Below are 15,332 nucleotides of genomic sequence, written 5' to 3' on the forward strand. Positions count from 1 at the left end.
CAATGGCCTTCGACATACCGGGCTACATCAACACCGCGGGACGCGTACAGGTCGACGACCTGGACCTCGACGCGTTCGCGGAGCGCCCGCTGTCCGAGGAGGCGCTGCGCTGTCTGCGCTACATGTCGGACGTGGAGAGCCACACGATCTGCTACCTGCGCGACGTGCTGGTCACCCCGTCCCACCGCGACCCGGACGTGACGGCGTTCATGTCGATGTGGGCCTTCGAGGAATTCTGGCACGGCGAGGCGATCGACTCCGTGCTGCGCGCCCACGGGCAGAAGGCCGACTACGACCACATCCGCGAGGTGCGCGAGGCACAGGGGCTCAAGGACCGGCTCGCGCCGATCTACCAGTCCGTCGCGGCCAACGCCATCGGCGACGACTTCGTCGCCGTGCACATGACGTGGGGCGCCATCAACGAGTGGTCCGCGCACGCCGCGTACGGCAGCCTGATCGAGAAGGAGCAGCACCCGGAGCTGACCAAGCTGCTCGGCCGGCTGCAACGCCAGGAGTCCCGGCACCTCGCGTTCTACGCCAGCCAGGCCAAGGACCGCCTGGAGCGCTCCTCCCGGGCCCGCTCGCTGACCCGCTGGGTGACCGACCGCTTCTGGCAGCCCGTCGGCTCCACCATTCAGCCGGTGGAGGAGACCCGCTTCGTGCTGCGGCACCTGCTGGGCGACGACGCGGGCGCCGCGGCGGTGCGCAAGATAGACGAGAAGGTGCACAAACTCCCCGGCATGGACGGGCTCAACCTGGTCCAGCGGGGCGTCGCGAACTTCGGCGCCGGGGTGCCGGTGGCGGTCGGCTCCGGCGGCCGCGGCTCCCGTACGCGCGGGCTGGTCGCCGGCGCCGCGGTGGTCGCCGGCGCGGCCGGGATCGCCGCCGTACGACGCCGATCGGCGGGCTCGCGGGCATGACGGACGCAGGCCCCGCCGCCACCGAAACCGGCGCCGCGGACGCCGCCGCGGCGGCCGCGGCGCTGCTGGACGAAGTCGGACGACTCGGCAGCGTCGCGGTGGCATACTCCGGTGGCGTGGATTCCACGGTCGTCCTCGCCGCGGCCGTACGCGCCCTCGGCCCCGGCCGGGCCGTCGCCGTCATCGCCGACTCGCCCGCCCTGGCCCGCGGCGAGCTCGCCCTCGCCCGCGACACGGCCGCCGGCCTCGGCGCCGAACTCGTCGTGCTGGACACCGACGAGCTGTCCGTCGCCGGCTACCGCGCCAACGCCGGCGACCGCTGCTACTTCTGCAAGCAGACCGTCCTCGGCCGGGTCGCCGGCTACGCCGCGGAGCACGGCTTCGCGCACGTCGCCACCGGCACCCACCGCGACGACCGGCGCGCCGCCCACCGCCCCGGGCTGCGCGCCGCGAAGGAACTCGACGCCGCCGAGCCGCTGGCCGCCGCCGGCCTCGGCAAGGCCGCGGTGCGCGCGGTCGCGCGGGCGTGGGGGCTGCCGGTCGCGGAGAAGCCCGGCATGCCGTGCCTGGCGTCCCGGATCGCGGTGGGCGTCCCGGTCTCGAAGGACCGGCTGCACCTGGTCGAACGGGCCGAGGAGCGGGTCCGCGCCACGCTGGACGAGCACCGGGTGGGCGCCCGCGACGTCCGCGTACGACTGCTGAAGCACGGCTTCCGGATCGAGCTGGACGCGCCCGCGCACCGCGAGGTGGCCGCCGCCCACGGCCTCGGCGACACGCTGCTGCGCGAGGCCGCCGCCGTCGGCCCGCTCGGCGAGGGCAGCCTCACCGCCTACGCCGCGGGCGCGGTGAGCACCGCCGCCCGCGCCGCCGCCCCCGAAGGAGCACCGACGCGATGAGCGAGTCGCGCGTCAGCGCACCCGACGCCGCCGGCGGCCCGCCGGGAGCGGCGGCACCGCTGGACGGCGGCGTCGCGCAGGTCGGCGACTTCGCCCGGCTCGACCTGGGCCGGCGGCGCCGCACGGGCGTCCCCGAGGTCGTCTACGCGGACGGCAAGACCCCGGCGCAGACCCTGGAGCTCCTCGCCGAACTCCGCCGCCGGACCCCGGACTCCCCGGCCCTGGCCACCCGCTGCCCCGACGAGGTCCTGCGGGACGCCGCCGACGCCTTCGCCGCCGAGCCGGTACGGATCGACACCCGCGCCCGCACCGTCACCGTGGGCGCCCTGCCCGCCCCGCGCGGCCAGGTCGCCGTGCTCACCGCCGGCACCAGCGACCTGCCCGTCGCCCGCGAGGCCGTCGTCACCCTCGACGCCCTCGGCACCGGCTCCCGGCTCTTCGCCGACGTCGGCGTCGCGGGCCTGTCCCGGCTGCTGTCGGTGCTCGCCGAAGTCCGCGCGGCGGACTGCGCGATCGTCGTCGCGGGCATGGACGGCGCCCTCCCGAGCGTCGTCACCGGCCTGCTCGCCGCCCCCGTCGTCGGCGTCCCCACCAGCGTCGGCTACGGCTTCGCCGACGGCGGCCGCGCCGCCGCCGGCGCGATGCTGTCCTCCTGCGCCCCCGGGCTCACCGTGGTCAACATCGACAACGGCTTCGGCGCCGCCGTCCACGCCGCGAAGATCGTGGGGGTGACCCACGATGCGTGAGCCCTGGCGCGGCGCCGCCCCGCGGCCCGCGGGGCGCCGGCGGCACCGGAGGGCGACGGCCGTACCCGCCGGCGCGGCGCGGTGCGTCGGGTGCCCGGGCACCGGGAAGGCGACCGCCGGTGCCGGTACCCGCGCGCCGCAGGCGCCGCGGCGGCCTGCGCGGGGGGCACGTGTCCTCCGCGGCGTCCGTGCCCGCGCGGCCGCTGTCCGCGTCGCCCCGCCCCTCTCTCCGGCCGGTGTGGCGGGGAAGCGCGGCGGGAAGGGCTCACCCGGTGATCACGCAGCGCATTCCGCAGGAAACCCCGCGGGGGTGGCGCACGGTGGCTGAACACCCGGCCGCGGCCCACCTCGACTGCACCGCCGGGGTGGCCGGCGACATGCTGCTCGGCGCGCTGCTCGACGCCGGCGCGCGCCTCGACACCGTACGGAACGCGGTGGCGGCGCTCGGCATCGACGGGCTCGACGTGTCCCTGGCGCGCGACCGGCGCGGCGGCTTCGCGTGCGCCCGCGCCACCGTCCACCGCCCCGCCGCCGCCGACCACCACCGCCGCCTCGGCGACGTCCTCGCGGACGTCGAACGCGCCACCCGCGCCGGGCTGTCCGAAGAGGCCGCGGCCTTCGCCGGCCGCGTCTTCCGGCTGCTCGCCGAGGCCGAGGGCAAGGCGCACGGCACCGCCCCCGAGGACGTCCACTTCCACGAGGTCGGCGCCTTCGACGCGCTCGCCGACGTCGTCGGCTGCGCCGCCGCGCTCGCCGAACTCGGCCTGCTCGCCCCGGACGCCGCCGTCAGCTGCTCCCCGCTCGCCGCGGGCAGCGGGGAGGTCGACTGCGCGCACGGCCGCATGCCCGTCCCCGTACCCGCCGTGCTGCACCTCGCCGCCACCGGCGGCCTCGCGCTGACCGGCGGCACGCTCGCCGGCGAGCGCACCACCCCCACCGGCGCCGCGCTGGTCGCCGCCCTCGCCGCGCCCGGCCCGCTGCCGGACATGGCGGTACGGGCTGTGGGCACCGGCGGCGGCAGCCGCGACACGCCCGACCGCCCGAACATCACCCGCGTCGTCACCGGCACCCGCGCCGCCCCGGCGGCCCCCCGCGGCGGCGCCCCCGCCGAGGGCGAGGTCACCGTCGTGGAGAGCACCGTCGACGACCTCGACCCCCGGCTGTGGCCCTCGGTCCTCGCCGCCCTGCGCGCCGCCGGCGCGTGGGACTGCTGGACCACCGAGACCGTCGGCCGGCACGGCCGGCCCGGCCGCGTCGTCACCGCGCTCTGCGCGGCGGACGTGCGGCCCGCCGTCGCCGACGCGCTGTTCCGGCACACCACCACGCTCGGCGTCCGCTGGTCCGCCCGCCGGCGCCTGATGCTGCCCCGGCAGAGCGCCGTGGTGGAGGTGGGCCCGCCCGGCGCCGGGCAACCCGTCACCGTCAAGGTCGCGGACGGCCCCGGCGGCGCGCTCACCGTACAGCCGGAGCTGGCCGAGGCGGAGACCGCCGCGGCCGCGCTGGGCTGGCCCGTACGCGCGGTGTGCGAAGCTGCCGCAGTCCGTTACCGGGGCGACCTGGCGGCGCCGCGGCCCGCCACCGGTTGACGCCGGTCCGCAACAGAAACAGAGACCGGCACATGCAAGACCAGACCAGGGGAGGGTACGAGTGACGGGGACCTACCGCATCGGGCGGCTCGACGACGCGCACGTCCTGCTGACCGGGGCCACCGGCTTCATCGGGCAGGCGCTGCTGGAGCGGCTGCTGTCCGGCCACCCCGGCACCCGCGTCTCGATCGTCGTCCGCCCGCGGGGCAACGGCGGCGCCGCCGACCGCTTCCGCCGGCTGCTGCGCAAGGACGTCTTCCGCGCCTGGCGCGAGGAGATCGGCGACGAGGCCGCGTTCGCCGAGGCGGAGCGGCGCGTCACCGTCATCGAGGGTGCGCTGGACCGGCTGGACGACGTGGAGTTCCCGGACGACGTCGACGTCGCCATCCACTGCGCGTCGTCCGTCTCCTTCGACCCGCCCATCGACGAGGCGTTCAGCAGCAACGTCACCGGCGCCGTCGCGCTCTACGAGAAGCTGGGCAGGCAGGAGCGCCCGCCGCACATCGTGCACATCTCCACCGCGTACGTCTCCAGCGGCGGCCAGGGCCTCGTCCGGGAGGGCCGGCTCACCCACGACATCGACTGGCGGCGCGAGCTGGCCCAGGGCCTCGCCGCCCGCGACGACGTCGAGCGCGCCTCCCGCCGCCCCGAGGTGCTGCGCAAGGCGCTGGAGAAGGCCGGCCGCGACCACGGCAAGGCCGGCCCGCAGATCGCCGCCAAGGACGCGGAGGACGCGCGCCGCGCCTGGGTGGAGGAGCGGCTCGTCGAACACGGCGCCGCCCGCGCCGAGATCCTCGGCTTCTCCGACGTCTACACCTTCACCAAGGCGATGTCCGAGCGCGCCGTCGAAGAGCTGTGGGCGGACCGGCCGCTGTCGATCGTGCGCCCCGCGATCGTGGAGAGCGCGCTGCGCCACCCGTACCCCGGCTGGATCGACGGCTTCAAGATGGCCGACCCGCTGATCATCGCGTACGGCAGCGGGCTGCTGCGCGACATGCCGGGGCAGCCGGACACCGTCATGGACGTCGTCCCCGTCGACCTCGTCGTCAACGCCACCCTCGCCGCCGCCGCGGCCCCGCCCGACGAGGGCGCCGGACCGCACTACTTCCACGTCGGCTCCGGCGCCACCAACCCCCTCACGCTGCGCGACCTCTACAAGCACGTGCACTCCTACTTCCGCCGCGACCCGCTGCCGGAGAGCAGCGGCCGCGGGCACGTGCGCCCGCCGACGTGGACCTTCCCCGGCGCCGCCCGGGTGGAGTTCGCGCTCGGCGCCGGCGAGCGGGCCGCGAACCTCGCCGACAAGCTCCTCGGCCAGCTCCCCGGCACCGAACGCACCCAGGAGTGGGCGAGCAGACTCCACAAGGAGAAACGGTCGCTGGAGACGCTGCGCAAGTACTCCGACCTGTACGGCATCTACACCCGCACCGACGTCGTCTACGACGACAGCGAACTGCGCGCGCTCAACGCCGCGCTGCCCGCCGACCGCGCCGCCGAGCACGGCTTCGACCCGGCCGGGATCGACTGGTACACGTACCTCGAAGAGGTCCACTGCCCCAAGGTCACCGCCCCCCTGCGGGCCAGAACCGGCGGCCGGCGCAGCACCCGCAAGCCGAACCCCGCCGCGCTCCCGCCCGGCGGCGACGGCACCGCGGGCGGCACCGCGGCCGTCTTCGACCTGGACGGCACGATCATCGCCTCCGACATCGTCGAGTCCTACGTCTGGACCCGGCTGGCGGCGCTGCCCCGCGGGCGCTGGGCCCCCGAGCTGTTCGACCTCGCCCGCAACGCCCCGCGCTACCTGCTCGCCGAACGCCGCGACCGCGGCGACGTGATGCGCTCCTTCTTCCGCCGCTACGAGGGCGCGCACGTCGAGGAGCTGCGCGCCCTGGTCGCCGAGCAGGTCGGCGACGCGCTGCTGCACCGCGTGATGCCGGAGGCCGTACGGCGCATCCGCGCCCACCGCGCGGCCGGCCACCGCACCGTCCTCATCACCGGCAGCCTCGACCTGCTCGTCGAGCCGCTCCGCCCGCTCTTCGACGACATCGAGGCGACCCACCTCGCCGAACGCGACGGCCTCCTGACCGGCTTCCTGCGCACCCCGCCGATCGTCGGCGAGGGCCGCGCGGCGTGGCTGCGGAGCCACGCCCGCGACCGGGAGCTGGACCTCGGCGCCAGCTACGGCTACGCCGACAGCTACTCGGACCGGCCGCTGCTGGAGACCGTCGGCAAGCCGTACGCCGTCAACCCCGACACCCGGCTGTTCCGCCACGCCAAGCGCCGCCACTGGCAGATCGCCCGGTGGGGGACGCACACCGCGAGCCGCTGGGACGCGCTCGCCGGCACCGTGATCAGCCACACCCGGCCGCGGCCCGTACGGGCCCTGCCCGCGGCCGGCCGCACCGCATCCGACGGAGAGGGCCGATGAGCCTGGCGCTGCAGTACCACCGTTCGCCCGCGCGCTTCCTGGCCGCCCGCGGGCTCAGCCGCACCCGCAGCCGCGCCGCCGGCTCGCTGGCCGGCTCGCTCGCGCCGCTGCGGCTCAGCCGCGACCGGCGCGAGCTGCCCAAGGGCGACGGCTGGACGCGGCTGGCGCCCAGCCTGTCCGGCATCTGCGGCTCGGACCTCGGGATGCTCAACGGCACCGTGTCGCCGTACCTGGCGGCGCTGACGTCCACGCCGTTCGTGCCCGGCCACGAGGTCGTCGGCACCACGATCGACGACCTGCCGACCATCCCCCGCGGCACCCGCGTCGTCCTCGACCCGGTGCTGTCCTGCGCGGTACGCGGCCTGCCCGAGTGCGACGCCTGCCGCGCCGGCCACACCAACCGCTGCGACCACATCACCTCCGGGCACCTCGCGCCCGGCATGCAGACCGGCTACTGCGCCGACACCGGCGGCGGCTGGGCCCAGCGCATGGTCGCGCACGAACACCAGCTCCGCCCGGTGCCGGACGACCTGCCCGACGAGCGCGCGGTGCTCATCGAGCCGCTGGCCTGCGCGATCCACTCGGTCCGGCGGGTGCCGATCGAGCCGGGCGCCTCGGTGCTCGTCATCGGGGCCGGGACGGTGGGCCTGTTCACCGTGCTGGCGCTGCGGCAGCTCACCGAGGCCGGCACCATCCACGTCGTCGCCAAGCACGGCCACCAGCGCGAACGGGCCCTGGCCCTGGGCGCCGACGAGGCCGTCGAGCCGGACCGCGCGCTGCGCGCCGTCCGCCGCATGACCTCGGCGCTGGCGCAGCGCCCCGAGCTGGGCTCCGAGTTCCTGCTCGGCGGCGCGGACGTGGCCTTCGAGTGCACCGGCGGCGGCGCCGGGCTCGACACCGCGCTGCGTACCGTACGGGCCGGGGGCACGGTCGTCGTCTCCGGCATCCCGGGCGGCGCCGACCTGACGCCGCTGTGGTACCGGGAGCTGAGCCTGGTGGGCGCGTACACCACCAGACGCCGCGAGGACGCCGTGCCGGACGGCGGCCCCGACACGGGCCCCGACGGCCGTCCCGGCACCGACTTCGACAAGGCGGCCCAGCTCGCCGCGACCGCGCCCCTGGACGGGTACGTCGAACGCTACGCGCTCCAGCAGTGGCGCCCCGCGCTGGAACACGCGTTCGCGGCCGGCTCGGCGGGCTCCGTCAAGATCGCCTTTGACCCGACCCTGGACGGCTGACCGGGCACGAATGGCAGGGTAGGGGCCGGCACACCAGTCGGCCGCCCCCCACCGCCGTACGCAGCCGCAGGGCAACCGCCGCCCGCACCGCCGCCCGCTGCCGGCGCCGGCGACCACACTGAGGAGAGAACGTGAGCAGACCAGGCTTCGTGCTGGAAGTCGACGAACGAACCCCGCCCCTGCTCGTGCACGAGGGCGAGAATTTCCGGCTGGAGCGGCTGCCCCACGGCACCCGGGTGATCTACCCGCCCGACTCGCTGCCCGGCATCCGCGACCTCGACGGGGTCATCCGCCGCGCGCTGCTCGAACCGCACGGCAGCGACCCGCTGCCCGAGCTGCTGTTCGCCGGCATGCGGCTGACGATCGTCTTCGACGACCTGTCGCTGCCGCTGCCGCCGATGCGCCGGCCCGACGTGCGCCAGCGCATCATCGAGCAGGTGCTGGAGATGGCCGCGGCCAAGGGCGTCGACGACGTCGAGCTGATCGCCGCCAACGCCCTGCACCGGCGCATGACCCCCGCGGAGCTTCAGCACGTGGTGGGCGACCGGGTGTTCCGGTCGTTCTTCCCGCAGCACCTCACCAACCACGACGCCGAGGACCGCGACAACCTCGTCCACCTCGGCGACACCGCGGAGGGCGAGGAGGTCGAGATCAACCGGCGGGCGGCCGAGAGCGACCTCGTCGTCTACGTCAACATCACCTCGACGGCGATGAGCGGCGGCCCCAAGTCGGTGTCGGTCGGCCTGGCGAGCTACCGCAGCATCCGCCACCACCACAACGTGCACACGCTGCGGCACTCCCGGTCGTTCAACGACCCGCCGAAGTCGGCCATGCACCACTCGTACAACCGCATGCAGGACCTGATCGGCGGCCAGGTCAAGGTGTTCACCGTCGAGACGACGCTGAACAACGACACCTTCCCGTCGGCCACCCGCTTCCTCAACAAGCGCGAGTGGGAGTGGAACTACGGCGACCAGGCCGCCTACCTCGCCTCCCGGCGCGGCAACTCGCTGATGACGCCGTCGATGCGGCGCCGGCTGTGGCACAAGACGGAGGCGCCGTACGGGGTCACCGGCGTCAACGCCGGCGCGCCCAGCGAGGTGCACCCGATCACCCTGCGGAACGTCCACCGCCAGCAGCTCACCGAGGTGCAGGGGCAGGCGGACGTCGCGGTGTACGGGCTGCCGTACATCTGCCCCTACAACGTCAACTCGGTGATGAACCCGATCCTGACGATGTGCCTGGGGCTCGGCTACTTCTTCAACCTCTACCTGAACAAGCCGATCGTGCGGGAGGGCGGCGTCGGGATCTTCTACCACCCGATGCCCAACGAGTTCCATCCCGTGCACCACCCCAGCTACATCGACTTCTACGAGGAGGTGCTGGCCGAGACCACCGACCCGGCGGTCATCGAGGCCAAGTTCGAGAAGCAGTTCGCCACCGACCCGTGGTACACGCACCTCTACCGCAAGAGCTACGCCTACCACGGCGTGCACCCCTTCTACATGTGGTATTGGGGCGCGCACGCGATGCAGCACCTGGGCCAGGTCATCTTCGTCGGCGCCGACCGCAGCGCCGCGTCCCGGCTCGGCGTGCAGTCGGCCTCGACCCTGAACGACGCGCTGCAACTGGCCTCGCAGACGGTGGGCACCAGCCCCTCCATCACGTACCAGCACATGCCGCCGCTGACTTTGGCGTCGGTCCGATGAGCGGCGCGAAGTCCCCCCGGAAGGGCGGCAGGAGCGGCAAGGGCAGCCTGCGCGGCGACCTCGCGCTGCTGCGGTCGGGTCGCGACTGGCGCGGCCGCGCGCTGGCCCCCCGCGGGTACCGCGCCCCCGGCGGCGGCGCGGCGGGGTACGGGGCGGGGAAGGCGGAGCAGAAGACCTTCCCGACGGCGTGGGCGCGCACGCCCGCGGCGCGCGCCGTGCGCAACGTGCTCCAGCGGGGGGTGCTCAAGCAGTACGCCTGGGCGAAGACCCGGCCGCAGATCGAGGGGCTGGACCTGCTGGAGTCGCTGCGCGGCCCGGCGATCTTCGTGGCCAACCACTCCAGCCACCTCGACACCCCGCTGATCCTCGGCTCCCTGCCCCGCCGCATCGCCGACCGCACGGCGGTCGGCGCGGCGGCGGACTACTTCTTCACGTCGACCGCGGTCAGCGTGACGACGGCGCTGATGTTCAACGCCTTCCCCGTGGACCGCTACGGCTCACGGCGGGGCGGCGGGGTGTCGCTGCCGGCGGAGCTGATCGACGACGGCTGGAGCCTGCTGCTGTACCCGGAGGGGACGCGGTCGCACGACGGCTGGATGAGCTCGTTCAAGATGGGCGCGTCGCGGCTGTGCGTGAACATGGGCATCCCGGTGGTCCCGGTCGCGGTGCGCGGCACGTTCGCGGCGATGCCGCGCGGGAAGGCACTGCCGACCCGTACGGGCACACGCCTGGTCGTACGCTTCGGGCGCCCGCTGCCGCCGCAGGAGGACGAGTCGGTGACGGACTTCCGCGCGCGGATGCTGCGGCATATCGCGGCGCTGTGGGCGGAGGAGGACCTGGGCTGGTACCAGTCGCTCCGGGCGGCGGAGGAGGGCCGGTTGACCCTGCCGGAGGGCCGGACGACGGCGCTGCCGCTGACGGCGACGCCGGTGGAGCAGGGAAAGCCGGTGGCGGAGTGGCGGCGGGTGTGGGAGGCGACGCGGCCGTCGATGGGGGACGGACGCAGAAAGGTGTGGCGGGACGAGTGAGACCGAGCGGGTTTCGCGCCGGGGCCGCGTAGCGGTGTGCGCCCGTCCGCGCCGAGGCGCGGGGCGTGGGGCTGGGTGAAGCCCGGTCGTCCTGATCCGTGCCGAAGGTGCGGGGGAGGGGTGCTGGGCGGAGCCCGGTTGGGCTGTCCGCGTCGGACGGGCGGAGGCCCGTCGTCCTGTTCGCGCCGGAGGCGCGGGGGCCCGGGGGCGGAGCCCCCGGTGGGGTCGCAGGGGCGTAGCCCCCGCAACCCGCTCCGCGCCGGAGGCGCGGTCGCGGGGCCCAGGGGCAGCGGTGCTGGGCGGAGCCCGGTTGGGCTGTCCGCGCCGGACGTGCGGTGAGGGGGATCGGGCGAAGGCCCGTCGTCGTGTAGGCGCGGAGGTGCGGGGGTCGGGGGCGTAGCCCCCGCAACCCGCTCCGCGCCGCGGGCGCGGTCGCGGGGCCCAGGGGCAGCGGTGCTGGGCGGAGTCCGGTTGGGCTGTCCGCGTCGGACGGGCGGAGGCCCGTCGTCCTGTTCGCGCCGGAGGCGCGGGGGTCCGGGGGCGCAGCCCTCGGTGGGGTGGCAGGGGTGTAGCCCCCGCAACCCGCTCCGCGCCGGAGGCGCGGTCGCGGGGCAAGGGGCAGCGGTGCTGGGCGGAGTCCGGTTGGGCTGTCCGCGTCGGACGGGCGGAGGTCCGTCGTCCTGTTCGCGCCGGAGGCGCGGGGCCCGGGGCGGAGCCCCCGGTGGGGTCGCAGGGGCGTAGCCCCCGCAACCCCGCTCCGCGCCGCAGGCGCGGTCGCGGGGTCCGGGGCGCGGCCCCGGTTTCGGGAAGTGGGGGTACCCCCACGCCCGCAGGGCGTAGGGGGAGGGTCAGGGGAACACCCCCCGCCACCGGCCCCGGTGTCAGTGGGGGGTGCCAGACTCGGCGGCATGCACTGGGCCATGGCCGACGCACCGCACGGCGCCGTCACCGTCTGCCCCGTCGCCCCCGACGGCACCCCCGCCGGCCCTTCGCACAGCTACCCCCACCCCGCCGACGCCGTCAGGCATCACCACCCCGTCGCCGATCGCTGGATCTGGTCCGCCACCGCGGACTTCTATCCCCGTCTCCTCGACGCCGGTGTCACCGTCCCGCGCTGCTACGACGTCGAGGCCGCCGAGGCGATCCTCCTCGGCCACGAGGGGCTGTGGGGCCTGCCCCGTTCTCTCGCCGCCGCGTGGGCGCGCCTCCGCGGGCTTCCCGTTCCCGAGGACCGGCCGCCCCGTTCCTTCGCGGGCGAGCCCGCGCCGACCCTTTTCGACGCGGCCCCGGCCGCTCCCCACGGCGCGGACCCCTTGCAGGCTCTCCTCGCCGTCCACGCCGCCCAGCAGGAACGTATCTCCGCCACCGCCCACCCCCACCGGATGCGGCTTCTCGTCGCCGCCGAGTCCGCCGGCATGCTCGTCGCCGCCGAGATGCACCGGGCGGGCCTGCCGTGGCGGGCCGAAGTCCACGACGCCCTGCTCACCGAGCTGCTCGGCGGCCGCTATCCCGGCGGTCTGGAGCCGCCCCGCCTCGCCGAGCTGGCCGACGAGGTGTCCGGTGCGTTCGGCGAGCGGGTGCGCCCCGACCTGCCCGCCGACGTGGTGCGCGCGTTCCGCAGGGCCGGGGTCCGGATCACATCGACCCGCAAGTGGGAACTGCGTGGGATCGACCACCCCGCCGTCGCCCCGCTGCTGGAGTACAAGAAGCTCTACCGGCTGCACACCGCCCACGGCTGGTCCTGGCTGCAGACCTGGGTGCACGGCGGCCGGTTCCGCCCCGAGTACCTGCCGGGTGGGGCCATGTCCGGCCGCTGGACGACGCACGGCGGCGGCGCGTTGCAGATCCCGCGGGTGGTGCGCCGCGCGGTGGTCGCGGACGCGGGCTGGCGGCTGGTGGTCGCCGACGCCGACCAGTTGGAGCCGCGGGTGCTGGCCGCCGTCTCGGGCGACCGGGGGTTGATGGCGGCGGCCGACGGCACCCGGGACCTGTACGCGGCGCTGGCCGACCGCGCGTTCGCGGGCGGGCGCGCCGAGGCCAAGCTCGCGCTGCTGGGCGCGATCTACGGCCAGACCTCGGGCGACGCGCTGACGTACCTCGCGGATCTGCGCCGCCGCTTTCCCGCCGCGGTGGCGTACGTGGATGAGGCGGCCCGCGCCGGCGAGGAGGGCCGGCTGGTGCGCAGCCACCTGGGCCGTACGTGCGCGCCGTCGGACGCGGCGGACGACGGCGAGGCGGGGCTGCCGCAGGAGGACGACGGGGGCGGGGCGCAGGCGCGCGGGGGTGCGGCAGCGCGGGCGCGGGGGCGGTTCGCGCGGAACTTCGTGGTGCAGGCCAGCGCGGCGGAGTGGGCGCTGTGCCTGCTGGCGGCGCTGCGGCAGGAGCTGGCGGGGCTGCGGGCGGAGCTGGTGTTCTTCCAGCACGACGAGGTGATCGTGCACTGTCCGGCCCAGGAGGCGCCGGCGGTGGAGAAGGCGCTGACGGCGGCGTCGGCGCGGGCGGGGGAGGTGGTGTTCGGGGCGACGCCGGTGGTGTTCTCGTTCACGACGGCGGTGGTGGAGTGCTATGCGGACGCGAAATAAGGGCGGGCGGAGCGTACGGGCGAGGAGGTACAACGGGTACGTGCCCGAAACACCGCCGCAGGCCACCGCACCGCAGGAGTCCGCCCCCGACGCCGCCCCGCCGCCCGCCCGTCTCGTCGCCCGTCTCCGCGCCGCCGGCTGCGTCTTCGCCGAGGACGAGGCCCGTCTCCTCCTGGCCGCCGCCTCCGGCCCCGCCGAGCTGGACCGGCTGGTGGAGCGCCGGGCCGCCGGCCGGCCGCTGGAACAGGTGCTGGGCCACGCCGAGTTCTGCGGGCTGCGCATCGCGGTGGAGCCGGGGGTGTTCGTGCCGCGCAGGCGCACCGAGTTCCTGGTCTCCGAGGCCGCCGCGGCGGCGCGGGCCGCAGCCGCCCCCGGCAGCCGGCCCGTCGTCGTCGACCTGTGCTGCGGCTCCGGCGCCGCCGGCGCCGCGGTCGCCGCCGCCGTGCCCGCCGTCGAGTTGCACGCCGCCGACGTCGACTCGGCGGCGGTCCGCTGTGCCCGCCGCAACGTCGGGCCGGCCGGGGGCACCGTCCACGAGGGCGACCTGTACGCCGCCCTGCCCGCCGCGCTCCGCGGCCGCGTCGACGTGCTCGTCGTCAACGCCCCGTACGTCCCCACCGCCGAGGTCCCGCTCCTGCCCCCCGAGGCCCGCGACCACGAGCCGCTCACCGCGCTCGACGGCGGCGCCGACGGCCTCGACGTGCAGCGCCGGGTGCTCGCGGACGCCCCGCGGTGGCTGGCGCCCGGCGGGGTGCTGCTGGTGGAGACGAGCGGCCGCCAGGAGCCCGGCACCCGCGCGGCGGTCGTGGCCGCCGGCCTGGCGGCACGGACGGCGACGTGCGCGGACCTGGCGGCGACGGTGGTCACCGGCCGCGCGGACCGCACCGCCCCCGCCCCGAACCCGCCGCCCCCTAGACGAACCCCCGCACCCGGTGCTGCATGACGCGGTAGGGCCAGCCCTCGGCCGTGTTCCACTGGCTGACCGCGAGGTGCAGGTTGTCCGGCGTCGAGCCGGGGATGACGTAGCCGCCGTAGAGCTGCGCCACGTGGGAGTCGTCCTCGTTGCCCCACTCGCCGCCCCGGATCAGCGTCCGGCGGTGCGCCTCGTACAGGTTGGACGTGGGGGTGTCCATGAGGATGCCGTCGATGCGGTAGTCGGCCTCGTTGAACCAGGTGAGGATCCACTTGCCCGCCATCGGCCGCAGGCACATCTCGCCGAAGCGCCCCTCCAGCACCGGGGTCGGGGGGTTGCCCCAGGCCCAGGCGCCGTTGCGGTAGCCCCACGGCTCGTACGCGCCGGGGTCGGCGATCCGGGCCGTCGGCACCCGTTGCAGGATCATCGGCTTGCTGCGGGTGAACTCCGTGGAGAACACGTACACGAAGCCGTCGTTCCCCTCCGCCCAGGTGAGCAGCTGGAAGAGGCCGCCGTGCAGGTCGGGCGCGAACTTCGCGCCGGTGTGCACCCAGGAGGCGCCGTTGTCGTCGGAGCGCCAGATCTCCGTCCAGACAACGTTTCCAAGGCCCTTGTTGACCATGGCGTGCAGGTACATCGTCGAGCCGACGGTGATCACGTCGGACGGCAGGACGGTGGAGAACACGGGGTTGTCGTGCTCGTACGCCCACAGCTGCTGCGCCGCCGCCCCGCCGACCGCGCCGGACCAGGTGACGCCGGCGTCGAGGTCCCGGGAGCGGGAGTACAGCGCGACGGGTGAGCGCCACCAGCCGCCGCCCACGCGCGCCTCCTCGAAGGTGTCGCCGAAGACGAAGAGCATCCTCCCGTCCGGCGTGCGCACGGGAATGCCCAGGTCGGTGGCCTCCATGCGGTAGGCGGTGGTGATGCCGGGCCCGGTGAGGTCCCGGATCTTCGTCACCTCCAGCGCCCGCGCCCCGCGCCCGGCGCCGGCCCTGCCGCCCCGCGCTCCCGCCGCGCCGCCCACCGCTCCCGCCGCGGCCTGCCCGGTCCCCAGCAGCACCCCGCCGCCGGCCGCGGCACCGGCCGCCGTTCTCAGGAACCGCGCCCTGCTCATCGGCGCGCCACGCCCTCGTCCGGCCTCGCGATGACTGCCCATGGGCCCTCCCGAAGATCCCAAGAAATCGATTTCACAGGCTCGGGGAGAGAGCGTCCCACCGCCTCCCGGCCCCGTCAACAACCCCGGCACACCCGCCCGATGGGCCGCGCCCGGCGAGGCCGGACGTGTG

At 75.7% G+C, this 15,332-nt stretch carries 11 protein-coding genes; 10 read left to right on the forward strand and 1 reads right to left on the reverse strand.

Annotated elements, in window-relative coordinates; translation table 11 throughout:
• The first annotated feature begins 2 nt into the window (after nt 1–2).
• The 10 genes from ACHZ99_RS28740 to ACHZ99_RS28785 all read left to right on the forward strand — a co-directional run bounded on the left by ACHZ99_RS28740 (nt 3) and on the right by ACHZ99_RS28785 (nt 14,076).
• Complete coding sequence (locus tag ACHZ99_RS28740; protein ID WP_420307704.1) at nt 3–920, forward strand: ferritin-like domain-containing protein; 918 nt, start codon at nt 3–5, stop codon at nt 918–920.
• On the forward strand, nt 917–1,816 hold the full coding sequence (locus ACHZ99_RS28745) for a TIGR00268 family protein (RefSeq protein ID WP_420307705.1): 900 nt from the start codon (nt 917–919) through the stop codon (nt 1,814–1,816). Before ACHZ99_RS28740 ends, ACHZ99_RS28745 begins: the two co-directional genes overlap by 4 nt.
• The gene (gene larB, locus ACHZ99_RS28750; RefSeq protein ID WP_420307706.1) at nt 1,813–2,562 is read left to right on the forward strand and encodes a nickel pincer cofactor biosynthesis protein LarB; all 750 of its coding nucleotides are present in this window, start codon (nt 1,813–1,815) and stop codon (nt 2,560–2,562) included. The genes ACHZ99_RS28745 and larB overlap by 4 nt, the downstream gene beginning before the upstream one ends.
• Nucleotides 2,563–2,882: 320 nt before the next feature.
• On the forward strand, nt 2,883–4,148 hold the full coding sequence (gene larC / locus ACHZ99_RS28755) for a nickel pincer cofactor biosynthesis protein LarC (protein ID WP_420307707.1): 1,266 nt from the start codon (nt 2,883–2,885) through the stop codon (nt 4,146–4,148).
• 61 nt (nt 4,149–4,209) lie between these two features.
• Nucleotides 4,210–6,576 carry an HAD-IB family hydrolase gene (locus tag ACHZ99_RS28760; protein ID WP_420307708.1) on the forward strand — a complete coding sequence of 789 codons (2,367 nt, stop codon included), beginning with the start codon at nt 4,210–4,212 and terminating at the stop codon, nt 6,574–6,576.
• Complete coding sequence (locus tag ACHZ99_RS28765; protein ID WP_420307709.1) at nt 6,573–7,814, forward strand: zinc-dependent alcohol dehydrogenase; 1,242 nt, start codon at nt 6,573–6,575, stop codon at nt 7,812–7,814. The genes ACHZ99_RS28760 and ACHZ99_RS28765 overlap by 4 nt, the downstream gene beginning before the upstream one ends.
• Nucleotides 7,815–7,945: 131 nt before the next feature.
• The gene (locus tag ACHZ99_RS28770) at nt 7,946–9,523 is read left to right on the forward strand and encodes a lactate racemase domain-containing protein (protein ID WP_420307710.1); all 1,578 of its coding nucleotides are present in this window, start codon (nt 7,946–7,948) and stop codon (nt 9,521–9,523) included.
• Nucleotides 9,520–10,551 carry a lysophospholipid acyltransferase family protein gene (locus tag ACHZ99_RS28775; RefSeq protein WP_420307711.1) on the forward strand — a complete coding sequence of 344 codons (1,032 nt, stop codon included), beginning with the start codon at nt 9,520–9,522 and terminating at the stop codon, nt 10,549–10,551. Before ACHZ99_RS28770 ends, ACHZ99_RS28775 begins: the two co-directional genes overlap by 4 nt.
• 908 nt (nt 10,552–11,459) lie before the next feature.
• The gene (locus ACHZ99_RS28780; protein WP_420307712.1) at nt 11,460–13,133 is read left to right on the forward strand and encodes a bifunctional 3'-5' exonuclease/DNA polymerase; all 1,674 of its coding nucleotides are present in this window, start codon (nt 11,460–11,462) and stop codon (nt 13,131–13,133) included.
• A gap of 40 nt (nt 13,134–13,173) precedes the next feature.
• Nucleotides 13,174–14,076: a putative protein N(5)-glutamine methyltransferase gene (locus ACHZ99_RS28785; RefSeq protein WP_420307713.1), complete on the forward strand. Its 903-nt coding sequence runs from the start codon at nt 13,174–13,176 to the stop codon at nt 14,074–14,076.
• Here ACHZ99_RS28785 and ACHZ99_RS28790 read toward each other — a convergent pair.
• Entirely contained in the window at nt 14,045–15,160 is a 1,116-nt protein-coding gene (locus ACHZ99_RS28790; RefSeq protein ID WP_420307714.1) for a DUF4185 domain-containing protein, read from the reverse strand. The two genes, ACHZ99_RS28785 and ACHZ99_RS28790, sit on opposite strands and share 32 nt — an antisense overlap.
• Between the last annotated feature and the right edge of the window lie 172 nt (nt 15,161–15,332).

The sequence above is a fragment of the Streptomyces sp. MAR4 CNX-425 genome (assembly GCF_048656465.1).
Classification (GTDB): Bacteria; Actinomycetota; Actinomycetes; order Streptomycetales; family Streptomycetaceae; genus Streptomyces.